Genomic DNA, 21,469 nt, shown 5'->3' with positions numbered 1-21,469 from the left:
ACAGGTCGGGTCGGGGGACGTGGTCACTGGGACTGGGCCTCGGCCGTGGCGGTGGCGTTGACGGTGAAGTCGCCGACCCCGACGAGCGTGAGCAGCTGGGCGGCCACGGTGTCGCGCGCGCTGACGGTGACCGAGGTCCCGTCGATGGCGAACCCGGTGACGGTGTAGCCACGTTGGACGAGGAACGAGGTGGCCCGGGCCCGGGCCTGGCTCTCGTTGATGACGACCCGCCCACCGTTGCGCAGGGCGCCCTGGTCGATCGCCTGGGCGCCGGCCCGGGCGGCCTGCTCGACCTCGTCGGCAAGCTGCATGCGGGCGTTGAGGGCGTTGCCGCCGTCGACCACGAGTCCGGCCACGGCGAGCAGCGTGACGGTGATGCCGACGACGAAGGCCGAGATCGCGCCGCGCTCACCGCACCGGCGGCGCTCGCGCAGGCGGCGGACGATCGCGTTCACGAGTAGCTCCGGTAGGGGTCGAGGGGGATCGAGCTGGAGCCACCGACGCCGACGGTGCCCGGCACCCCGATCAGGCCGAGCCCCTCGAACGACACCGTGCAGTTGAGCTCCACGGTCACCTGACCCTCGGGGCGCCAGTCGAGCTGGACGTCGATGCCGCCCGGCCCGCAGGTGGTCTCGCTGTCGAGCGAGGCGTTGACGATGCTGCGTGCCGCTGCGTCTGCGGCCTGGCGCGAGGGTTCCAGCGAGGCCGCGCGGGCGGCGTCGCGCGCGGTGGCGTCGACGTCGCCACGCACCGCCACGTAGCGCCCGAGCATGACGATCAGCAGGACGAACAGGAACAGCACCGGGATGAGCAGCACGACCTCGACGGCCATCGAGCCGCGCTCGCCGCGTCGCCGCACACGGGCCACGGTCGCCCGGGACGGCGTGCTCACGGGGCTCCTTGGACGAAGCGCTCAATCGGGCCCTCGATGGTCTCGCTCACCCGCGGTACCCCGACGGGCGAGATCTCCTGGGCGCGCCCGCTCACCGTGACCCGCACGCGGGTGCCGCCGTCGAGCAGCTGGATCTGGATGTCGACGTCCTCGAGCACGCCGCCGCCGATGTTGCCGGCGTACTGCATGCCGACGGATCGGCCGCGGCCCTGGTCGCCCTCGCTGACCCGCACGGCGCGGGCGGTCTCGCGGGCGACCGCGCTTGCTGCCTGGTTGCCCAGGTAGACCAGCGAGAACTGCACCGCCAGGAAGATCACGAACATGAGGAGCGGCGTGTACATCACCAGCTCCACCGATGAGGCGCCCCGGTCGTCGCGGCGACGGGCCAGGGACGCGAGCATCAGTCGATCTTGATCGAGTCGGCCTTGCCCTTGACGACGGCCGTGATGGCGACGCCGATGCCGGTGGCCAGCGCGATCAGGACGGCGGTGATGATCACCCACTCGACGGCGGTGGCGCCGCGCTGCTCGTGGCGCAAGCGGGCCTGGAAACCGGTCAGCATCAGGTACACGTGGTGCAGCTCGGGCGGCATGTCGTTCTCCCCGGGGTCGTAGGTCTAGCGTGATCTTGGCCGTCGTGGCCGCGGTCTAAACCCAGTCGTCACGAACTGGTTCAGCCTAGGCCATGGCGGGCCGGCCTCAGATTCCCAGGACTCGTGCGATCGCCGGGAAGATGAGGAAGAGCAGGAAGCCGACGCACAGCAGGAGCTGGGCGACCAGCATCGACTGCGAGCGCGCGGCGGCCCGGCCCTCGGCGTCGGCGAGCTCCTTGCGGCGCAGCGAGTCGGCCCGCGCGGTCAGCGAGTCACGGACCTTGGCGCCGTCCTCGGCCACCAGCGCGAGCGCCGCGGCGAGGTCGCGCAGCTCGTCGATGTCGAGCTCGTCGCCGAGGGCGCCCAGCGCCTCCCACGGCGTGCTGCCCTGCAGCCGGGCGGCCTGCAGGGAGTCGCGGATGCGCACCATCGCCCAGCCGTCGGAGATCGAGCTGGCCGTCTGCAGGGCCTCAGGGACGCCGCGCCCGCCCGCGAGGTTCATCGCGACCAGGTCGAGGAACGAGCTGAGCACGTGCCGGAAGCCGCGGCGACGGTCGTCGGCCTTGCCGGCGACCTGGACGGCGGGCAGCAGCAGACCGAGGAGGCCACCGAGCACCATCAGCCACAGCGGGATCGTCGGCGTCAGGATGCCGAGCGCGGTGATCGGCCCGAGCGCGATGACCGGGGCGACGAAGCACACCAGCCCGCTGACGACGCACTGGGCCAGGAACGCCTCGCGCGACGTGCCCACGAGCGCGAGCTGGGCCTGCAGCTTGGGCGGCAACAGCACCCCGCGGTCGTCGAGGGTGTCGCCGACGCGGGCGCCGAGCCGGCGCATGCGGGTGGACTCGTCCTGGTGGCGACGGTCGGCCGTGAGCCCGGCCTCGCGTCGTCCGCGGGCGAGGCGGGAGTCGAACCGCGCCAGGGCCACGGGGCCGGACAGAGGCGCCTGCATGAGCAGCCGGACGGCGAGCAGGACGCCGGCCCCGCACACGCCGCCGGCCAGCAGCACGATGGTCAAGGTCATCGCAGCTCGCCCACGGTCTCGGTGCGGGCGCGCGTGCGCAGGAACCGCTCCGGCGCCTCGAACTTGGCCAGGCGCCGCAGCCAGAAGATGCCGGCGGCGAAGCAGGCCATGACGACGAGCAGCATGACCTGGCCCAGCGGGGTGCCGTAGGGCTCGACATAGCTGGGGTTGAAGATGCGCAGCCCGACCACGAAGGCGACGGTGACGCCCACGACGATCTGGACCGAGCGCTGGGTGCTGCGACGTCCGGCGTTGATGCGCTGGCGCATCTCGAGCTCGGCCCGGGCGGCCGCGGCCAGCGAGGTGAGCACGCCGCGGAGTCCAGGGCCGCGCAGCCGGGCGTTGAGGATCAGCGCGGCGACGATGAGGTCGGCGCTGCTGTCGTCGAGCTCGTCGGCGAAGCGCTGCAGCGCCTCGGGCAGCGGCACCCGCACCCGCAGGCGGTCGCTCAGCGTCTGCAGCTCGGTGGTGATGACGGCGCCGGCGGCGTGCACGGTCGACGGGATGGCCTGCTCGAGCCCGACCGCGCCGGCGACGGTGTCACGCAGGGACTCGGTCCAGGCCGCGAGCGCCTCGATGCGTGCCACGCCGAGTCGCGCCTCGCGCCCCCCGCCGAACAACCGGTCCCACAGCAGCACGAGCGCCAGGACGGCCGCCGCGGCGACCACCCACCGGGTGAGGACCAGGGTCGCGAGCGCGGCCACGACCGCCACCGGGGTGCGCTGACCCGCACCCTTGAGGTCGTCGAGCATCCGCGAGGGGGCCTCGGCCACCTCGCCTGGGGCGCGCGGGGTCAGCGCAGCGACCAGCAGCACGATGCCGCCGGCCGCCACTCCCCCGGCCAGGACGATCAGCACGATGTCGAAGGTGAGGGTCACGACACCGGCTCCAGCCAGGTGGCCGCGGCCCCCGGCACGTAGCCGACGGCCTCGAGCTCGGGCAGGCACGAGATCGCGGCGGCCGGAACGGCGACGCCGTCTGCCCCGCGGGCGTAGACCTCGCTGGAGAGCACCTGGCCGTCGACGCCGTTGACCTCGCGCACCGAGGTGACCATGCGGCGCAGCCGCCCGCCGTCGGCGAAGTCGTTGACCCGCTCGACGAACAGCACGAAGTCGATGGCACCGCCGATCAGCATCATCGTGGCCTCGGCCGGCAGTCGCTCGACGGACTGGATGGCGTAGGTGCAGATGCGGTTGAAGACCTCGGCCGAGGAGTTGGCGTGGATCGTCGACAGCGAGCCGTCGTTGCCCTGGCTCATGGCGTTGAGCATCGTGACGATCTCGTCGCCGAGCACCTCGCCGACGATGACGCGCGAGGGGTTCATGCGCAGCGAGCGCCGCACGAGGTCGGCCATGCCGATGGCACCGAGACCCTCGGCGTTGGGCAGGCGCTCCTCGAACGCGACGACGTTGGGGTGCAGATCGGCGAACTCGCCGAGGCCGAGCTCGAGCGCCCGTTCGACCGTGACCAGGCGCTCGTTGGGCTCGATCTCGTTGGCCAGGGCGCGCAGCATGGTCGTCTTGCCGGCGTTGGTGGCCCCGGCGATCATGATGTTCTTGCGGGCCCGCACCGCGGCCGAGAGCATCGCGGCGAGATCGGGCGACAGCGTGCCGTAGCCGACGAGGGTGTCGAGGCTGACCCGTGACAGGCGCGCGCGGCGGATCGACAGCGACGGCCGCTGGCACACGCCCATGACCGCCGACATGCGCGAGCCGTCGGGCAGGCGGATGTCGAGCTGGGGGTTGGCGGTGTCGAAGGAGCGCGAGGTCAGGCCGCTGTAGGCGCCCAGGATCTGCACCAGCTCGACCAGCTCGTCGTCGGACTCGGCGATCGGTGCGGCCATCTCCTCGCGGCCGTCGGCGTAGCCCACGAACACCCGGTCGAAGCCGTTGACGTCGATGTTCTCGACCTCGGGGTCGTCGAGCAGCGGCTGCAGCCGGCCGACGCCGAACAGCGCCGAGTGCACGCCCTCGGCGAGCTGGGCCTCCTCGTCCTGGCTCGGCGGGGTGCGTCCGGCCCGCACCTCGGCCCGGGCGTAGGAGTCGAGGACGCGGCTGACGACGGCACGGGCGAACTGGCGCTCGTCCTCGGCCGACATCGGCCGGAGCCCGTTGTCGGCGTCCTCGCGGCGCTGGCGGGCCAGCACCTCGGCGACCTCCTCGCGCAGCTGGCGCACGAGCTTCTGGTCCACGGTCAGCTCCTTCCGGCCAGGCCGGTCGGGCCGGGCTGTCGGGTCGGGGTGGCGGCGAGCCGCTCGACGGGCTCGATGGCCGAGCGGGCGAGCACGCTGCGCGCCACGGAACCGACACGCGCAGACGAGAGCAGCCGCGCACCCTTGTCGTCGCGGGCCAGCGCCCCGACGACGCGGGCCGGCAGCCCCTCGTGGTCGAGCAGCCGCTGCAGGTCGGGCACGGCGGCGGTGTCCTTGTAGGCGGTGACGGCGAGCACGCACAGCTGCGGGGCGCCGGCCTGGCCGACGCGCAGCGGCGCCTGCAACGAGCGCAGCAGGGTGCGCAGGTGGGCGCTGCCCTCGAGGTCCGGCCGGACGACGGCACACACGACGTCGGCCTGCGAGACCAGGCCCATCACCGGCGAGCTCGTGGTGATGCGTCCGGCGTCGACCAGGACGTCGCCCGGGTGGTCCGTGAGCACCTGCGGCAGGTGGACCCACGCTCCGCCGATGCCGGCCAGCTGCTCGGGCGACGGGACGCCGCACAGCACCGGGAAGCCGAAGGCGGTCTCCTGCAGGTGGTCGGCCAGGGTGGTCTCGCCGGCGCCGCGGCGCAGCGCGGCACCGATCGAGAGGAGGCCGCGGTCGGGGTCGAGGGGCCCACCGGCCTCGTCGCGCACGCGGTAGAGCACGTCGCCGCCGGCCGGGTCGACGTCGACGACCGCGACCGGGCGCGGCCACTGGACGGCGAGGGCCAGGGCCGCCATGGTCGTGCCGGGCGAGCCCTTGGCCGAGACGAGTGCGAGGGTCGTCACGGCGTCTCGTCGTCGGAGCCGGTGCTCACACCGGGCACGGGCTCGGTGTTGCCGACGACCAGCTCGTAGTCCTCGGGCACGCCGCGGCGCAGGAGCGCCACGCCGGCGCGGTCGTTCGTGGCGGCGTCGATGACGACCAGGGACGCCTCCTGCGGCACCTCCAGGACCAGGGACCCGGTCGCGGTGGGGTCGTTGAGGTTGGAGCTGCTCTCGATGGCCAGCACCACCGCCTGGGTCAGCTCGGCCGGCACCTGCTCGCCGCCGCTGGTGCGCACCACCTGCACGAGGTCGCCGATCTGCAGCTGCGACTCCCCCGGTGTGAGGTCGGCGGTCAGGGGCACCGAGACGACCGCCCGGTCCTCGTCGACCGGCTGGTCGCGGGTCAGCATGTCGACGTCGAGGAGCGTGCCACCGCGGATGGGCACGCGGGCGTAGACGCCGCCCGGGCGGATCTGTCCGTCGGCGACGTCGTCGGTGACCAGGCGCAGGTCGTCGGCGGAGACCTGGACCTCCTTGAGGTCGGCCATGGTGAGCGGCTGGCCGGCGGCGATGTTGACGTCGTCGCGCACGGCGTAGGCGGTCTCGCGCGAGTCGAGCCGGACGGCGAGCAGCCCGGCGACCAGGGCGCCGCCGACGATCAGGGCCACGGCCAGGGCGGCCAGGGCGGGACGCCGCTGGCGAGGTGGCCCGACCTTGTCGGGCTGCTTGGCCGTCTTCTGGCGTCGCGCGACCCGCTCGCGCTGCCGGTCGGCCGGGGTGGGCTGTACGTCGGTCAAGAGGTTCGTCCCGCCTGCTCAGGTGCTCGGTTCCGTAGCCCACGGTGTCCACCCGGGCCGACGGGCAAACATGATAGGAGCCCGCTCGGTCGTCAGCCCACGCGGTCGATGACCAGCTCGGACGACGCCCCGCCGGGCCCGTCGATGTCGAAGCCGTCCTGGAGCGAGACGAGCGCCCGTTCGAAGCGCTCGGGGGTGTCGGTGAGCAGCGTGAGCAGCGGCTCGCCCTCGCGGACGACGTCGCCCGGCCGCGCGTGCCAGCGGACGCCGGCGCCGGCCTGCACGGGGTCCTCCTTGCGGGCGCGGCCCGCGCCGAGACGCCAGGCGGCGAGGCCGACGGCCATCGCGTCGAGCCGGGTGAGCACCCCCGACGAGGGCGCCGTGACGACGTGCGACTCCTTCGCCACCGGCAGCTCGGCGTCGGGGTCGCCGTCCTGGGCGCGGATCATCGCCTTCCAGGTGTCCATGGCCGAGCCGTCGGCGAGCTTGTCGGCGGGGTCGACGTCGTCGCGGCCGGCTCCGGCGAGCATCTCGCGGGCCAGCGCGAGGGTGAGCTCGACGACGTCGGCGGGTCCGCCACCGGCGAGCACCTCGACCGACTCGGCGACCTCGATCGCGTTGCCGGCGGTGAGGCCGAGCGGGGTCGACATGTCGGTGAGCAGCGCGGTGGTGCGGACGCCGGCGTCGGTGCCGAGCGCGACCATCACCTCGGCGAGCTCGCGGGCGCGCTCGGCGTCCTTCATGAAGGCGCCGGTGCCGACCTTGACGTCGAGCACGAGCGTGCCGGTGCCCTCGGCGATCTTCTTGCTCATGATCGAGGAGGCGATGAGCGGGATGGCCTCGACGGTGCCTGTGACGTCGCGCAGCGCGTAGAGCTTCTTGTCGGCCGGCGCGAGGCCGTCGCCGGCGGCGCAGATGACCGCGCCGACCGACTCGAGCTGGGAGAGCATCTCGGCGTTGCTCAGCGCCGCACGCCACCCGGGGATCGACTCGAGCTTGTCGAGCGTGCCGCCCGTGTGGCCGAGACCTCGGCCCGACAGCTGCGGGACGGCGACACCGCACGCGGCGACGAGCGGGGCGAGCGGCAGGGTGATCTTGTCGCCCACGCCACCGGTGGAGTGCTTGTCGGCCGTGGGCCGCGACAGGGAGGAGAAGTTCATGCGCTCGCCCGAGGCGATCATCGCCGCCGTCCAGCGGGCGATCTCGCGGCGCTCCATGCCGTTGAGCAGGATCGCCATCGCCAGGGCCGACATCTGCTCGTCGGCGACCTCGCCGCGGGTGTAGGCGCCGACCACCCAGTCGATCTGGGAGTCGGTCAGCTCGCCCCTATCGCGCTTGGCCAGGATCACCTCGACGGCGTCGTGCTGAGTCATGGCCGCGACCCTACCCAGCCCGACGGCCCGGTCGACGACTAGCCGAGGTCGTCGGGGCCGAACGCCTGCGGCAGCACGGCGTCCATGCGCAGGACGCCGGTCGGGGTCTGCACGAGCAGCCCGGGGCCGCCGTTCTCCCACAGCAGCTGCCGGCACCGACCGCACGGCATGATGACGTCGCCGTCGCCGTTGACGCACACGAAGTGGGTCAGGCGTCCGCCGCCGGTGGCGTGCAGCGACGACACCAGCCCGCACTCGGCGCACAGCGTGACGCCGTAGGCCGCGTTCTCGACGTTGCAGCCGACGACGACGCGGCCGTCGTCGACCAGCGCGGCGGCGCCGACGTGGAAGCGGCTGTAGGGCGCGTAGGCCCGGGTCGCGATGTCGTCGGCCGCCGCCTTCAGCGTCGACCAGGTCTCGTCGGTCATCACTTCTCGTAGGGGACGCCGTCGGCGGCGGGCGCCCGCACGCGGCCGACCACGCCGGCCACCAGCACGATGGTGACGACGTAGGGCAGCATCTCGAGGAAGTCGCCCGGGATGGTGACGGGCGAGCCGATGATCGAGAGCAGCGTCTTGATCGAGGTCGCGAACGAGAACAGGATGGCGGCCATCGTGGCCCCGAACGGCGTCCAGCGGCCGAAGATCACCGCGGCGAGCGCGATGTAGCCCTTGCCGGCCGTCATCTGGGCGCCGAACTCGCCGAGCGAGCCGATGGTGAGGAAGGCACCCGCCAGGCCGCCGACGGCACCGGCGATCAGGCAGTTGCGGAATCGCAGCCGGTTGACCTCGACCCCGACGGTGTCGGCGGCGCGCGGGTGCTCGCCCACGGCTCGGGTGCGCAGGCCCCAGCGCGAGTGGTAGAGCATCACGTGGGTGACGACCACGACCACGATCGCGAGGTAGAACATCAGGTTCTGGGCGAAGAACAGCGGACCGAGCACCGGGATCTTCGAGAGCACCGGCAGCTCGATGGCCTGGAAGACCGGCGGGTTGTTGAACTTCTCGGCGTCGCGCTGCATGACCGAGGAGTAGAGGTAGGTCGTGAGGCCGATGACGAACAGGTTGAGCACGACGCCCAGCACGACCTGGTCGACCTGGTAACGGATCGAGAAGACCGCCAGGAGGGCGCCGACCAGGGCGCCGGCGATCAGGCCGCCGAGCAGGCCCATGACGAGGCTGCCCGCCACGGTGGCGATCATGGCCGAGAAGAAGGCCGCTCCCAGCATCTGGCCCTCGATGGCCAGGTTGATGACGCCGGAGCGCTCGGAGATCACGCCGGCCATCGCACCGAGCACCAGCGGCACGGCGAGGAACAGGGTGTTCGACAGCAGGCCGGTGATGTCGACCGTCGTGCCGTCCTTCACGCTGCCGGCCCACACGATGAAGCCGAGGATGCCGCCGACGACGGCCGCGGCGATCGCCAACCGCTCGAGCCACACGGGCGCGGGGCGCGCGGCGAGCACGCCGCCGAGGACGGCCGGCAGCAGCCCGAACAGGACGGCGGCCAGCAGCACCGGCATCTGGATGACCGGCACGCTGACGGCGTCGTCGGGGTCGCTCAGCTTGAGCCCGACGGAGTCGGCGTCGCCGGCACCGAGCACGAGCAGGGCGAGGACCGCGACGCCCACGACGGCGCACGTGATGCCGGTGCCGCGCTTGGGTCGGGCGACGACCTCGGGGACGACCTCGAGATCGACCAGCTCTTCTGCGTCGCGGCTCATGCCAGGCCCTTCCCGCCGGTGGTCTGCCCGAGGCCGGACGACGTCCGGACCCGGTAGAGGCCCTGGATCAGGGCCGGTGCCGCGATGAACAGCACGGTGAGGGCCTGCACCACGACGACGATGTCGACCGGGGTGCCGGTCATCGCCGACATGCGCTGACCGCCGGAGCGCAACGCGCCGAAGAGGAGCCCCGCGGCGATGACGCCCAGGGGTTTGCCCCGGCCGAGGAGCGCGGCGGTGATGCCGTCGAAGCCGGCGCCGTTGTCGATCGTGCTGGTGATGTAGGAGCTGGTGCCGAGCACCTGGGCGGCCCCGGCCAGGCCGGCGAGCATGCCGGCGCCGGTCATGGCGGCGATGTACGCCCAGCCGGCGGAGATGCCGGCGGTGCGGGCGGCGTCGGGGTTCTCGCCGACGGCGCGCAGGCGGAACCCGAGGGTGCTGCGCTCGAGCACCCACCAGACGACGAGCGCGGCGGCGAGGGCGATGAGCACGCCCCAGCTGGCGCGCAGACCCTCGGTGAGGAAGCCGAACAGGTGGGGCAGGCGGGCGTCGTCGGCGACCGTGAGCGACTTGCGCTCGGTGTAGGGCGGCGCCTGGAAGCCCTCGGTGCTGAGCAGGAAGCCGAGGAACCTCAGCGCGATGAAGTTGAGCATGATCGTGACGATCACCTCGTGGGCGCCGGTGGTCGCCTTGAGGATGCCGGCGACCGCGCCGTAGAGGGCGCCACCGAGCGCACCGCCGACGACGGCCAGCGCCACGTGGATGCCCGGGGGCAGGTTGTAGTGGAAGCCGATGAAGCCGGCGAGCGCGGCGCCCATGATCATCTGGCCCTGGGCGCCGATGTTGAACATGCCGGTGCGGAAGGCCAGCGCCACGGCCAGGCCGGTCAGGATGACCGGGGTCGCGTAGACGAGGGTCTCGGAGATCGGGGTGAGGGCACCGCGGGTGGTCTCGGCCTGCGTGGGGTCGTAGAACGCGCCGCGGAAGAGCCAGAGGTAGGCCTCGCTGACCGCCCGCCACGCCTCGCCGAGCATGTCCTGCGGTCGCGCGAACACGTAGGACGACGCGTCGCGGACGTCTTGGTCGGTGGCCGCGATGAGCACGCCGCCGATGAGGATCGCGGTGAAGACCGACAGCACGGCGGTGAGGATCGAGCGCCCCATCTCGACCCAGCGCGACGGGCCGCTCGTCGTCACCGTCTGCGGGTCGGGCTCGGGAGCCTTCGGCTCGGGCGTCTTCTCCGACGACGTCGTCACGACGCCTCCTCCTTGGTCTCCGGGACGGCGACGGCCGACGGCAGCGCCTCGGGCGCGGCCCCGAGCATCGCGAGGCCCAGCTCGTCGGCGCTCACGCCCGAGGCGAACTCGCCGGCGATGCGGCCGCGGTACATGACGAGGATGCGGTCGCACAGGCCGAGCACCTCGTCGAGCTCGGACGAGACCAGGACGACGCCGGTGCCGCCGTCGCGGGCCTCGACGACCCGGCGGTGCACGAACTCGATCGAGCCGACGTCGAGGCCGCGGGTGGGCTGGGCGAGCACCAGGACGTCGAGCGGGCGCGACATCTCGCGCGCCAGCACCACCTTCTGCTGGTTGCCACCGCTGAGGGCCCCGGCCGGGGTGTGGATCGAGCGGGTGCGGATGTCGAACTCGGCGACCCGCTCGGTGGCGTTGGCGCCGATGGCGCCGAAGTCGAGCGACGGGCCGCGGCGGTAGGGCTTCTTGTCGAACACGTCGAGCACGAGGTTCTCGGCGACGGAGAACCCGGCGATGATGCCGTCGTGCTGGCGATCCTCGGGGGCGTAGCCGAGGCCGCGGTCGAGCACGCCGGCGACACCGAGCTTGGTGACGTCCTCGCCGGTCATCGTGATGGTGCCACTGGTGGGGGTGCGCAGGCCGACGAGCAGCTCGGTGAGCTCGGTCTGACCGTTGCCCTGGACGCCGGCGATGCCGACGACCTCACCGCGGCGGACGTCGAGGCTCACGCCGTCGACCAGCACCGTGCCGTCGGTGTCGAGCAGCGTGACGTCGTCGGTGGACATGACGACCTCGCCGGGCTCGGCCACGGCGCGGTCGACCTCGAGCTTGACCGGCCGGCCGACCATGAGCGCGGCGAGCTCCTCCTCGGAGGCGTCGGGCGTCGTCTCGCCGACCACCTTGCCGCGCCGGATGACGGTGACCCGGTCGGCGATCGCCCGGACCTCCTTGAGCTTGTGGGTGATGATCACGATCGCGGTGCCAGCCTCCTTGAGGCCGCGCATCACCTCGATCAGCGACTCGATCTCCTGGGGCGTGAGCACCGCGGTGGGCTCGTCGAGCACCAGCACCTTGGCGTCGCGCGCGAGGGCCTTGAGGATCTCGACCCGCTGCCGGACGCCGACCGGGAGGGTCTCGACCAGGGCGTCGGGCTTGACCTCGAGCCCGAACCGCTGGGAGACCTCCTCGACGGTGCGTCGAGCGGCCTTGCGGTCGAGCAGCCGGCGCCGGGTCTGCTCGTGACCGAGCATCAGGTTCTCGGCGACGGTGAAGACCGGCACCAGCATGAAGTGCTGGTGCACCATGCCGATGCCCGCGGCCATCGCGTCGTTGGGGCCGCTGAAGCTCACCGGCTCGCCGTCGACGAGGATCTGGCCGCCGTCGGGCTGGTAGAGGCCGTAGAGCACGTTCATCAGCGTGCTCTTGCCGGCGCCGTTCTCGCCCAGGAGGGCGTGCACCTCACCGGGCTCGATGGTCAGGTGGATGTCGTCGTTGGCGACGAAGTCACCGAACTTCTTGGTGATGCCGCGCAGCTCGAGATGCAAAGGGAACTCCCCGCTAGGACGTGCCAGACACCGGGCAGGCGCCGGACGGAGAACCGTTCCGGCGCCTGCCAGGTTAGGTGAGAGCCAGGGTGAGCGTCAGCCGCCGTTGACGGTGATCGCGATGTCACCCGAGATGATCTGCTCCCGGATGTCGTCGAGCTCGGACTTGGTCTCGTCGGTGATGACGGAGTCGAAGTCGTTGAAGTCGTCGATGCCGACGCCGTCGTTCTCGAGGGTGCCCTCGTAGGTGCCGGTCGGGACGTCGCCGTCGGCCGACTTGAGCAGGTAGTCCTTGACGTTGGCCGGGATGGCCTTCAGCGCGGACGTGGGGATGTACTGGCAGTCGTCGGGGTAGTAGTCGCAGCCCGGGAAGTCGACCCAGATGACCTTGACCGCGCCGCCCTCGTCCTGGGCGACGTCGAACGCGCCGCCACCGGCGCCACCGGCGACCGGGAAGATGACGTCGGCGCCCTGCTGGACCAGCGCCTGCGTGGTGCTGGCACCCGCGGCGGTGTCGGTGAAGGAGTTGGCGAAGGCGCCGTCCTTGCCGTTCCAACCGAGGACCTCGATCGGCGAGCCCTTCTGCTCGCCGTAGTACTCGGCACCCTGCTGGAAGCCGTCCATGTAAGCGGTCACGGGGGTGCCGACGTTGATGCCGCCCCAGGTGCCGACCTTGCCGGTCTCGGACAGCGACGCGGCCACGTAGCCCGCGAGGAAGCCGCCCTGCTCGGACTTGAAGGTGATGCCGTAGACGTTGTCGGCACCGGACGGCGCGTCGACGATGGCGAACTGGGCGTCGGGGTTCTCCGAGGCCGCGGTGGCGGTGGCGTCGGAGAGCAGGCCGCCGACCGAGATGATGGCGTCGCAGCCCTTGCTCACGCTGTTGGCGAGGTTGGGCGCGTAGTCGGCGTCACCCTGCGAGGCGAGGTAGGAGATCTCGATGTCGGGGTTCTCCTCGGCCGCCTCCTCCATGCCCTGGTAGGCGGACTGGTTGAAGGACTTGTCGTCGACACCGCCGACGTCGAGCACCATGCACGCCTCGAACTTCTCGCCGCCGCTCGACTCCTCGTTCTCGTCGGGGGCGTCGCCACAGGCGCTCACCGCCAGCCCGAGCACGCTCACGACGACCGCTGAGCGGACGAACTTCTTCATGTGTGACCCTCCTGCACCTTGCTCGCCGGGCGCGAGCGAATTCGTGCGGGACTCTAGCCGTCAGGGTCGGGGGACGTCACCGAACCCGGCCCCGGGACGCAAACCGTTACCCAGCGGTTACTCCCGAGGGCCCGGGGTCATCGGACCGACTCAGTCGACCTCGGTCACGATCGTGTTGTTCTCGATCACCGGCACCACGGTCTGCGACGTCGAGGAGATGGTGTCGAGCGCGATCGGGCCGGCCGGCTCGGGCACGCCGGACCAGCTCGTCTGCCAGGTCGAGATGAGGTCGACCGGCATGCCGGCCGAGCGGCGGGTGAACGTGAGCGCGCACGGGTTGGCCGTCGAGGCCGACAGCGCGGTGGTCATCTGCTGCTGGGTGCACGCCACCGTGCCGGCCGGCGAGCTCAGCGTCCAGCGCGGCTGGGCGGCGACGACGGTCGCCGAGACCGGGCCGACGGCGGCGGTGATGTCGAAGGTGTCGGCGTAGCCGGTGCCGGCGGAGAAGTAGGTGGGCAGGTTGACGAAGGTGGCGCCCCCGGTGCCCTGGATCTGCGGGTTGTGGTCGACGGTGGGGTCGGGGATGGTCATCGCCTCGCGAGCGGCGTCGCGCAGGGTCTCGACGTCGACCGGCGGCGGGGGCGGGTTCTGGCCCGGCGGGAGCAGCAGCGAGAGCAGGTTCATGGTGAAGCCGCCACCACCGGTCTGGCCGCGGCCGTAGTCGCTGGCGATGGGGTCGTCGAGCGGGTTGATCCCGTCGCGGCAGTTCATCATGTACCACGACCAGTCGGCCTTGGCCGGGTCGGCGGCCGCTTCCTCGATCTCCTTGAGCGTGCCCCACGAGGCCATGGCCTGGATGCCGCTGAAGTGACCGCCGTCGACCACGTCGTGGTACTTGTCGAGGAACTCCTGCGGGCTGGCGAAGCGCTCGTACCAGCAGTCGGGCGGCACCGTGGCGGCCGCCTTCGGTGACCCGGCGGGCGGGGCGGCGGTGCCTGAGAAGGTGACGCTGACCGTGCACGAGCTGCCGGAGCAGCTGGCGCCGCTGCCTCCGCCGACGCCGGCCGTGGCGGGTCCGGCGAGGGCCAGGACGGCGCCGCCGCCCAGGAGCAGCCCGGCTGCGACGCGGGCGAGCATGCGGGTCCGTCGGGTCATGAGCAGGTTCCTCCGGTGGTGAGATCGATGTCCGAGACCCGCCAGGCGTCGTCGGAGCGGACGAGCGTGGCGGTGGTGTCGTAGTAGGGGACGAGGGGCTCGACGGGATCGCCCGCGGCGTCGCGGTCGACGGTGCCGTTCTCCATGCAGCTGACCAGCTGCGCGCTGTCGCCGTCGACCTCGACGCTCGAGACGTCGATGATGAGGTCGCCCTCGGTGCGCCACTTCTTCGAGGCGAGCATGGCGACGTAGTCGATGACCTCGGTGGCGGCGCTGCCGGTGGCCACCGTGCCGAGGTCGGGGCTGACCTCGGCCGCGCCGTAGGAGGCCGAACGGACGGCCCAGTAGGCGACCCAGGCGTCGGCCACGGCCTGCTGGTCGGGGGTCTCGGCGACGATGTCGCGGGCGTAGACGTCGTTGCCGGTCGAGTCGGCCTCGCCGGGGTCGCCCGCGGCGGTCGGGGCCTCGGACGGCGTCGGGGTCTCGCTCGGCGTGGACGACGCCGGGTCGCCACCGATCGTGGGCGCCGGCCCGTCGGGCTCCGTGGCGCCGCCGCAGGCGGAGAGGACGCACGCGGTCAGGAGCACGACGGCTCCGGTCCTGTTCCTCAGCACGACTTCTCCTCGTCCCCGGCCGACGGGTTGGGCGACGCCTGCGTCCCTACCCGAAAGGTCAACGAGCCAAACCCTGCCAGGTCACCCCGCATTTTCCCGAACCCGGCGGCCGGCCCAGAACGGCTCAGGAACCGCCGGAGCCCTGCCCGACGGCCCGGACGGCCGCCTCGGCCAGCATCCGGGCCCCGATGCCGACGGCGCGCTCGTCGACGCGCAGGTTGCCCTGGTGCAGGTCGTAGGTGGGGCCGCCCGGGGTGCGGGTGCCGAGCCGGAACATCGAGCCCGGGACCTGGTCGACGTACCAGCCGAAGTCCTCTCCCCCGAGGCTCTGCGGCACGCTCACCTGGCCCGAGCCGCCCAGGACGGCGCGGGCGGCCGCCGCGAGGATGGCGTTGGAGCCGGGGTCGTTGACGACCGGCGGCACGCCCTGGAGGTAGTCGACGGTCGCGGTGACCCCGTAGGGCCGCACGATGTCGTGCACCGCCTCGCGGATGATCGGCTCGCACCCGGCCCACGCGACGGCGTCGAGGATGCGCACGGTGCCGCCGACCATGCCGCGGTCGGGGATGACGTTCGGCGCCGAGCCGGCCCGCACGACGCCCCACACCACGCTCACGCCGGCGCGGGGGTCCATGCGACGGCTCAGCACGGCGGGCAGCTCGCTGGTCACCTTGGCCAGGGCGAAGGTCAGGTCGCCGGTCAGGTGCGGGCGCGAGGTGTGGCCGCCCGTGCCCTCGAGGTGCACCTCGATCTTGTCGGCGGCACTGGTGAGGGGACCGGAGCGCAGCCCCACCCGTCCGACGTCGACGGCGGGGTCGCAGTGCAGGGCGAAGATGCGCCGGACGTCGTCGAGGTGGCCGTCGGCGACGAGCTGCTTGGCCCCGCCCGGCATGACCTCCTCGGCCGGCTGGAAGAGCAGGCGCACGCGGCCGTCGAGCTCGCCACGCTCGTGCAGCTCACCGAGGGCGAGCCCGGCCCCGACGAGGCAGCTGGTGTGCACGTCGTGGCCGCAGGCGTGGGCGACGCCGGGCACCGTGCTGGTGAACGGCTCGCCCGAGACGTCCTGCACCGGCAGGGCGTCGATGTCGGCCCGGACGGCGACCACGTCGCCCTCGGCGGCGCCGATCTCGGCCACGACGCCGGTCGGCGTCGGGTAGGTGACCCGCCAGCCGGCCGCCTCGAGCCGGTGACCGACCAGCTCGGTGGTGCGGGCCTCCTGCCACGACAGCTCGGGGTGGGCGTGCAGGTCGCGCCGCAGGTCGACGAGCTCGGCGTCGTACTTGGCGACGACGTCGGCGATCAGGGCAGAGGGGTCCAGCACCCGATCGAGGTTACTCGTCGTCGTAGGCGGCGAGCAGGCGGTCGGCGGCGACCGTGGCCGGCAGGTCGCCGGCCAACACCTCGGCGCGGACGTCGTCGCGGATGGCGCGGACGCCGGGCGAGTGCCGCAGGCGCTGGTCGAGCTCGTCGCGCACCAGCGCCCAGGTGAAGTCGAGCTGCTGCTCGGCCCGCTTGCGGGCCAGCCCGTCGGCGCCGAGGTGGTCGCGGTGGGCGTGCACGCGGTCCCAGACGTCGTCGACGCGCAGGTCGTGCAGGGCCGAGCAGGTGACGACGGGCGGCGCCCACTCGCCGGGCCCGCGCACGAGGCGCAGCGCGCCGGCCAGCTCGCGGGCGGCGGCCCTGGCCTCGACCTCGTGGTCGCCGTCGGCCTTGTTGACCGCGACGACGTCGGCGATCTCGAGGATGCCCTTCTTGATGCCCTGCAGCTGGTCGCCGGTGCGGGCGAGGGTGAGGAACACGAAGGTGTCGACCATGCCGGCGACGGTGACCTCGCTCTGCCCGACGCCGACCGTCTCGACGAGCACGACGTCGTAGCCGGCGGCCTCGAGCACCGCCATGGCCTGCACCGTGGCGCGCGCGACCCCGCCGAGCGTGCCGGCGCTCGGGCTGGGTCGGATGTAGGCGGCCGGGTCGGCCGACAGCCGCGCCATGCGCGTCTTGTCGCCGAGCACCGAGCCGCCGGTGCGCACCGACGACGGGTCGACGGCGAGCACGCCGACGCGATGACCGGACGCCGTCAGCCGTGAGCCGAGCGCCTCGATGAACGTCGACTTGCCGACGCCGGGCACGCCGCTGATGCCGACGCGGACGGCGGGGCTGGTGACCCCGGCACCACCGCGGTCGTCGGTCCGGTCGCTGCCGTCGAGGCGCAGCATCAGCTCACGCGCGAGCGCCCGCCGCTCTGGCTTGCCCGACTCGACCAGCGTGATCGCCTGGGCGACCTGGGCCCGTCGTCCCTCCCGGATGCCGGCGACCAGCGCGTCGACGTCGGGGGTCACGAGGTCTCGAGGCTCGTCGCTGGCGCTCCTCGCACCTCGACCAGCGTGGACGGCGGTCGAGGTGCGAGCGCAGCGAGCCTCGAGACCCCGTCCATCAGTGACCCAGCTGGTCGCGCAGCTTGGCGAGCAGGTCGAGGGCCGACTCGGCGATGACGGTGCCGGGCAGGAACACCGCGGCGGCCCCCATCTCCTGCAGCGTCGGGACGTCGTCGGGCGGGATGACGCCGCCGATGACCGTCATGATGTCGCCGCGCCCCTGCTCCTCCAGCGCCTGCTTCAGCGCCGGGAGCAGCGCGAGGTGGCCGGCCGCGAGCGAGCTGACGCCGACGATGTGCACGTCGGCGTCGACCGCCTGCTGGGCGACCTCCTCGGGCGTGGAGAACAGCGGCCCGACGTCGACGTCGAAGCCCATGTCGGCGAACGCTGAGACGATCACCTTCTGGCCGCGGTCGTGGCCGTCCTGACCCATCTTCGCGACCAGGATGCGCGGACGGCGTCCTTCGGCCTCCTCGAACTCGGCGGTGGCGGCCAGCACCTGCTGGAGCAGCGTTCCGCCGCCGGCCCCCTCGGCGTTCAGGGACTCGTCGCGGTACACGCCGGAGATCGTACGGATCACCGCCTGGTGGCGGCCGTAGACCTTCTCGAGCGCGTCGGAGATCTCGCCGACGGTCGCCTTGGCGCGGGCGGCGTCGACGGCGAGCGCGAGCAGGTTGCCGTCGAGCGAGCCTTTGGCCGCGCCCCGCTCGGCGCTGTTCGTGAGTGCCTCGAGGGCGCTCCGCACGTCGTCGTCGTCGCGCTCGGCGCGCAGCCGCTCGAGCTTGGCGACCTGCTGGCGGTAGACGTCGTCGTTGTCGACCTTGAGCACGTCGAGCTTGTCCTCGGCGGCGAGGCGGAACGTGTTGACGCCGATGACGCGCTGCTGGCCCGAGTCGATGCGGGCCTGCGTGCGGGCGGCGGCCTCCTCGATGCGTATCTTGGGGATGCCCTGCTCGATGGCCTTCGCCATGCCGCCGGCCTGCTCGGCCTCCTGGATGTGCGCCCAGGCGCGCTCGGCGAGGTCGTGGGTGAGGCGCTCGACGTAGTAGGAGCCGGCCCACGGGTCGATGGTCCCGGTGGTGCCGCTCTCCTGCTGCAGCAGGAGCTGGGTGTTGCGCGCGATGCGGGCCGAGAAGTCGGTGGGCAGGGCGATGGCCTCGTCGAGGGCGTTGGTGTGCAGGCTCTGCGTGTGCCCCTGGGTGGCCGCCATGGCCTCGATCGCGGTGCGGCCCACGTTGTTGAAGACGTCCTGCGCGGTGAGCGACCAGCCGGAGGTCTGCGAGTGGGTGCGCAGCGACAGCGACTTGGGGTTCTGCGGGTCGAACTGGCGCACCAGCCGCGACCAGAGCGCGCGGGCCGCGCGCATCTTGGCGATCTCCATGAACGTGTTCATGCCGATGGCCCAGAAGAAGCTCAGCCGTGGGGCGAACTGGTCGATCGTCATGCCGGTCTCGAGCCCGGCGCGGATGTACTCGACGCCGTCGGCCAGCGTGTAGGCGAGCTCGAGGTCGTTGGTCGCCCCGGCCTCCTGGATGTGGTAGCCGGAGATGGAGATCGAGTTGAAGCGCGGCATCCTCGCCGAGGTGTAGCTGAAGATGTCGGAGATGATCCGCATCGACGGCGCCGGCGGGTAGATGTAGGTGTTGCGGACCATGAACTCCTTGAGGATGTCGTTCTGGATGGTCCCCGCGAGCTGTTCCGGCTTGACCCCCTGCTCCTCGGCCGCGGCGATGTAGAGCGCGAGCACCGGCAGCACGGCGCCGTTCATGGTCATCGACACCGACATCTCGTCGAGCGGGATGCCGTCGAAGAGCGTGCGGGTGTCGTAGATCGAGTCGATCGCCACGCCGGCCATGCCGACGTCGCCGCGCACCCGCGGGTGGTCGGAGTCGTAGCCGCGGTGGGTGGCCAGGTCGAAGGCGACCGAGAGGCCCTTCTGCCCGGCCGCGAGGTTGCGGCGGTAGAAGGCGTTGGACTCCTCGGCGGTCGAGAAGCCGGCGTACTGGCGCACCGTCCACGGCTGGGTCGTGTACATCGTCGGGTACGGCCCGCGCAGGAACGGGCTGAGCCCGGGCCAGGTGTCGAGCGCGTCGAGGCCCTCGAGGTGCTCGGGGCCGTAGACGGGCAGGACGTCGATGCCCTCGGGGCTCGCCCACGGCTCGACGTCGGTCCTCGGCGTCTCGGGGCTCGCTGGACCCGCTCCCCTGGCGCCGAGGTCGAGACCCGAGAAGGACTGCGGAACGCCGCTCATCGGAGGGCCTCTCTCGTGCGGGTCAGGAACGCGAGCGCGTCGACGCCTGTCGCACACGCGTCGTCGGTGTAGTCGGTGGCCTTGCCGGCGACGACGACACGCGTCGCGCCCGCCTCGCGCAGGGCGGCGGCCGCGGCCTCGCCCCACTCGGTGTAGGCCTTGTCGGCGCCGGCCAGGCACACGACAGCCTGCCCGTCGAAAGCCGCCACGAGGTCGTCGACGCCGGACGTCGGGCCTGCGACGTCGACCGCGACCCCGCCGGCGGCGAGGAGGTTGGTGGCGAACGTGGCGCGCGCGGTGTGCTGGGCGACCGGGCCGAGGGTGGCCAGGAAGACGTGCGCCGCGGGCGGGGTGTCGCGCATCGCCTCGAAGCTCGCGCCGTAGGAGCGCACGCCCAGGCCGGCGCCGGTGCGCTCGGGCAACGTCTCGGCCAGGTTCGGGAACTCGCTGAGCCCCGTCAGCGGGCGCCGGCGCGTGGCGACCTGCTGCTCGCGCGCCGCGACGACGTCGGCGACGGCGGCCTCCCAGGCCGCGCCGTCGCCGCCGTCCTCGAGCTCGCCGAGGACGGCCCAGGCGGCAACGGCGAGGTCGTCGGTGAGCCGTTCGACGGCGTAGGAACCGCCGGCCGGGTCGGTGACGCGAGCGACGTGCGACTCGCTGATCAGCAGGTGCGAGGTGTTGCGGGCGATGCGGCGCCCGAGGACGTCGGGACGGCCGAGCGCGGCGTCGAAGGGCAGCACGGTCACCGAGTCGGCCCCGCCGACGCCGGCCGCGAACGCCGCGACCGTGGTGCGGAGCATGTTCACCCACGGGTCGTAGCGCGTCATCATCGGCCGGCTGGTGACGGCGTGCAGGCGCATCTCGACCGGCTCGCCGCCCGACAGCTCCTGCATGCGCGCCCACAGGCGACGGGCCGCACGCAGCTTGGCGATGCTCGTGAACTGCTCGTCGGTGACGGCCAGCCGGAACTCGAGCCGACCGGCCGCGTCGGCGACGGAGAGCCCGGCCGCGGTGGCCGTCCGGAGGTAGGACGCCGCCCGGGCCATCGCCCAGCCGAGCTCCTGGGCGTCGGAGGCGCCCCGGTCGTGGACCGTGGTCGCGTCGACGACGTGGGTGAGAACCCCGGTGGCGTCGTGCGGTGCCGCGTCGGCGGGCAGGCCGAGCTGCGTGGCCGGGTGCAGCTCGCGGTCGCCGGCCCAGGCCAGGAACGCCTGCGCCGTGGCGAGCGGGTCGCCCACCGGCTGCAGGACGACGGGCGCGAGGTCGAGCAGGACGCCGTCGAGCACGGTCGCGAAGTCGGTCTCGGGCCCGCACTCGAGCCAGATCGAGGTGACGCCGCCCTCGAGGTCAACGAGGACCTCCTCGTTGAGTCCCTGCGGGCCGCGCGCGTCGCCGTCGCCGTCGCCGTCGCCGAAGAAGGACCGGATGTCCCACTCGCCCGCACGCGTCGGCCGCCCCGTGGTCTGCAGGTCGTCGAGCAGGTCGGGCGTGCCCAGCGGCGGGAGTGCGATCCCGTCGAGCGTGGTGCGCGTGAGCTCGGCCCACACCCGGTCGTCGGGGTCGTCGTCGCCCATCCGGCGGGCCTTGCGGAGCACCTTCGCGGCCTCGCGCTCCCAATCCGCGCGGGTGTGCCGGTCCTCCGGCTGAGCCAGGTCGAGCGAGCCCTGCTCCGGCTCGAGCCCGGGCTCGTCCAGGCCGCCCTCGACGGCAGCCTCGTCGGTCGTCATGGTCGGCACCCTAGGAGTCTCGTTGAG

At 72.7% G+C, this 21,469-nt stretch carries 21 protein-coding genes; all 21 read right to left on the bottom strand.

The features are described 5' to 3' along the window. Nucleotides 1–23: 23 nt before the first annotated feature. The gene (locus ABFT23_RS20435; protein ID WP_347898563.1) at nucleotides 24–455 is read right to left on the bottom strand and encodes a pilus assembly protein TadG-related protein; all 432 of its coding nucleotides are present in this window, start codon (nucleotides 453–455) and stop codon (nucleotides 24–26) included. Continuing rightward, the gene (locus ABFT23_RS20430; protein ID WP_347898561.1) at nucleotides 452–892 is read right to left on the bottom strand and encodes a TadE/TadG family type IV pilus assembly protein; all 441 of its coding nucleotides are present in this window, start codon (nucleotides 890–892) and stop codon (nucleotides 452–454) included. Before ABFT23_RS20430 ends, ABFT23_RS20435 begins: the two co-directional genes overlap by 4 nt. After that, a complete protein-coding gene (locus ABFT23_RS20425; RefSeq protein ID WP_347898559.1) occupies nucleotides 889–1,293 on the bottom strand; it encodes a TadE/TadG family type IV pilus assembly protein in 405 nt (134 codons plus the stop codon). Before ABFT23_RS20425 ends, ABFT23_RS20430 begins: the two co-directional genes overlap by 4 nt. Continuing rightward, on the bottom strand, nucleotides 1,293–1,484 hold the full coding sequence (locus tag ABFT23_RS20420) for a TadE/TadG family type IV pilus assembly protein (protein WP_347898558.1): 192 nt from the start codon (nucleotides 1,482–1,484) through the stop codon (nucleotides 1,293–1,295). The genes ABFT23_RS20425 and ABFT23_RS20420 overlap by 1 nt, the downstream gene beginning before the upstream one ends. A 106-nt stretch (nucleotides 1,485–1,590) precedes the next feature. Continuing rightward, nucleotides 1,591–2,511, bottom strand: a complete 921-nt coding sequence (locus tag ABFT23_RS20415) for a type II secretion system F family protein (protein ID WP_347898556.1) — start codon at nucleotides 2,509–2,511, stop codon at nucleotides 1,591–1,593. Beyond that, nucleotides 2,508–3,389 (bottom strand): type II secretion system F family protein, encoded by an 882-nt coding sequence (locus ABFT23_RS20410; protein WP_347898555.1) that lies wholly within the window; start codon nucleotides 3,387–3,389, stop codon nucleotides 2,508–2,510. The genes ABFT23_RS20415 and ABFT23_RS20410 overlap by 4 nt, the downstream gene beginning before the upstream one ends. After that, entirely contained in the window at nucleotides 3,386–4,702 is a 1,317-nt protein-coding gene (locus tag ABFT23_RS20405) for a CpaF family protein (protein ID WP_347898553.1), read from the bottom strand. Before ABFT23_RS20405 ends, ABFT23_RS20410 begins: the two co-directional genes overlap by 4 nt. A 2-nt stretch (nucleotides 4,703–4,704) precedes the next feature. Further along, nucleotides 4,705–5,496, bottom strand: coding sequence for a hypothetical protein (locus tag ABFT23_RS20400; RefSeq protein ID WP_347898552.1), 792 nt, complete (start codon nucleotides 5,494–5,496; stop codon nucleotides 4,705–4,707). After that, nucleotides 5,493–6,272 (bottom strand): hypothetical protein, encoded by a 780-nt coding sequence (locus ABFT23_RS20395; protein ID WP_347898550.1) that lies wholly within the window; start codon nucleotides 6,270–6,272, stop codon nucleotides 5,493–5,495. The genes ABFT23_RS20400 and ABFT23_RS20395 overlap by 4 nt, the downstream gene beginning before the upstream one ends. A 92-nt stretch (nucleotides 6,273–6,364) precedes the next feature. Continuing rightward, nucleotides 6,365–7,645, bottom strand: coding sequence for a thymidine phosphorylase (locus tag ABFT23_RS20390; RefSeq protein WP_347898548.1), 1,281 nt, complete (start codon nucleotides 7,643–7,645; stop codon nucleotides 6,365–6,367). Between the two features lie 38 nt (nucleotides 7,646–7,683). Continuing rightward, a complete protein-coding gene (locus tag ABFT23_RS20385; RefSeq protein WP_347898546.1) occupies nucleotides 7,684–8,073 on the bottom strand; it encodes a cytidine deaminase in 390 nt (129 codons plus the stop codon). Further along, nucleotides 8,073–9,368, bottom strand: a complete 1,296-nt coding sequence (locus ABFT23_RS20380) for an ABC transporter permease (RefSeq protein ID WP_347898544.1) — start codon at nucleotides 9,366–9,368, stop codon at nucleotides 8,073–8,075. The genes ABFT23_RS20385 and ABFT23_RS20380 overlap by 1 nt, the downstream gene beginning before the upstream one ends. Further along, the gene (locus ABFT23_RS20375; RefSeq protein WP_347898542.1) at nucleotides 9,365–10,624 is read right to left on the bottom strand and encodes an ABC transporter permease; all 1,260 of its coding nucleotides are present in this window, start codon (nucleotides 10,622–10,624) and stop codon (nucleotides 9,365–9,367) included. Before ABFT23_RS20375 ends, ABFT23_RS20380 begins: the two co-directional genes overlap by 4 nt. Then, nucleotides 10,621–12,168 (bottom strand): ABC transporter ATP-binding protein, encoded by a 1,548-nt coding sequence (locus ABFT23_RS20370; protein WP_347898540.1) that lies wholly within the window; start codon nucleotides 12,166–12,168, stop codon nucleotides 10,621–10,623. Before ABFT23_RS20370 ends, ABFT23_RS20375 begins: the two co-directional genes overlap by 4 nt. Nucleotides 12,169–12,264: 96 nt before the next feature. After that, nucleotides 12,265–13,320, bottom strand: coding sequence for a BMP family lipoprotein (locus tag ABFT23_RS20365; protein ID WP_347898538.1), 1,056 nt, complete (start codon nucleotides 13,318–13,320; stop codon nucleotides 12,265–12,267). A gap of 150 nt (nucleotides 13,321–13,470) precedes the next feature. After that, nucleotides 13,471–14,475 carry a hypothetical protein gene (locus ABFT23_RS20360; protein ID WP_347898536.1) on the bottom strand — a complete coding sequence of 335 codons (1,005 nt, stop codon included), beginning with the start codon at nucleotides 14,473–14,475 and terminating at the stop codon, nucleotides 13,471–13,473. Beyond that, nucleotides 14,472–15,089: a hypothetical protein gene (locus ABFT23_RS20355; RefSeq protein WP_347898534.1), complete on the bottom strand. Its 618-nt coding sequence runs from the start codon at nucleotides 15,087–15,089 to the stop codon at nucleotides 14,472–14,474. Before ABFT23_RS20355 ends, ABFT23_RS20360 begins: the two co-directional genes overlap by 4 nt. 124 nt (nucleotides 15,090–15,213) lie before the next feature. Next, a complete protein-coding gene (locus ABFT23_RS20350) occupies nucleotides 15,214–16,410 on the bottom strand; it encodes an amidohydrolase (RefSeq protein WP_347898532.1) in 1,197 nt (398 codons plus the stop codon). Nucleotides 16,411–16,420: 10 nt separating this feature from the next. Beyond that, nucleotides 16,421–17,428, bottom strand: a complete 1,008-nt coding sequence (gene meaB / locus ABFT23_RS20345) for a methylmalonyl Co-A mutase-associated GTPase MeaB (protein ID WP_347898530.1) — start codon at nucleotides 17,426–17,428, stop codon at nucleotides 16,421–16,423. 94 nt (nucleotides 17,429–17,522) lie between these two features. Further along, a complete protein-coding gene (scpA, locus tag ABFT23_RS20340) occupies nucleotides 17,523–19,715 on the bottom strand; it encodes a methylmalonyl-CoA mutase (protein ID WP_347898529.1) in 2,193 nt (730 codons plus the stop codon). Then, nucleotides 19,712–21,442 carry a methylmalonyl-CoA mutase family protein gene (locus ABFT23_RS20335; protein ID WP_347898527.1) on the bottom strand — a complete coding sequence of 577 codons (1,731 nt, stop codon included), beginning with the start codon at nucleotides 21,440–21,442 and terminating at the stop codon, nucleotides 19,712–19,714. The genes scpA and ABFT23_RS20335 overlap by 4 nt, the downstream gene beginning before the upstream one ends. Nucleotides 21,443–21,469 lie beyond the last annotated feature (27 nt).

The sequence above is a fragment of the Nocardioides secundeburneus genome (assembly GCF_039939255.1).
Classification (GTDB): Bacteria; Actinomycetota; Actinomycetes; order Propionibacteriales; family Nocardioidaceae; genus Nocardioides.
The sequence above is the reverse complement of the archived record's forward strand: the minus strand, read 5'-3'. Positions and strand labels throughout refer to the sequence as shown.

Coding starts and splice junctions, on each gene's coding strand:
- ABFT23_RS20425 (WP_347898559.1), bottom strand. CDS start 1,293: ATGCTCGCGTCCCTGGCCCGTCGCCGCGACGACCGGGGCGCCTCATCG.
- ABFT23_RS20420 (WP_347898558.1), bottom strand. CDS start 1,484: ATGCCGCCCGAGCTGCACCACGTGTACCTGATGCTGACCGGTTTCCAG.
- ABFT23_RS20415 (WP_347898556.1), bottom strand. CDS start 2,511: ATGACCTTGACCATCGTGCTGCTGGCCGGCGGCGTGTGCGGGGCCGGC.
- ABFT23_RS20390 (WP_347898548.1), bottom strand. CDS start 7,645: ATGACTCAGCACGACGCCGTCGAGGTGATCCTGGCCAAGCGCGATAGG.
- ABFT23_RS20385 (WP_347898546.1), bottom strand. CDS start 8,073: ATGACCGACGAGACCTGGTCGACGCTGAAGGCGGCGGCCGACGACATC.
- ABFT23_RS20380 (WP_347898544.1), bottom strand. CDS start 9,368: ATGAGCCGCGACGCAGAAGAGCTGGTCGATCTCGAGGTCGTCCCCGAG.
- ABFT23_RS20365 (WP_347898538.1), bottom strand. CDS start 13,320: ATGAAGAAGTTCGTCCGCTCAGCGGTCGTCGTGAGCGTGCTCGGGCTG.
- ABFT23_RS20360 (WP_347898536.1), bottom strand. CDS start 14,475: ATGACCCGACGGACCCGCATGCTCGCCCGCGTCGCAGCCGGGCTGCTC.
- scpA (WP_347898529.1), bottom strand. CDS start 19,715: ATGAGCGGCGTTCCGCAGTCCTTCTCGGGTCTCGACCTCGGCGCCAGG.
- ABFT23_RS20335 (WP_347898527.1), bottom strand. CDS start 21,442: ATGACGACCGACGAGGCTGCCGTCGAGGGCGGCCTGGACGAGCCCGGG.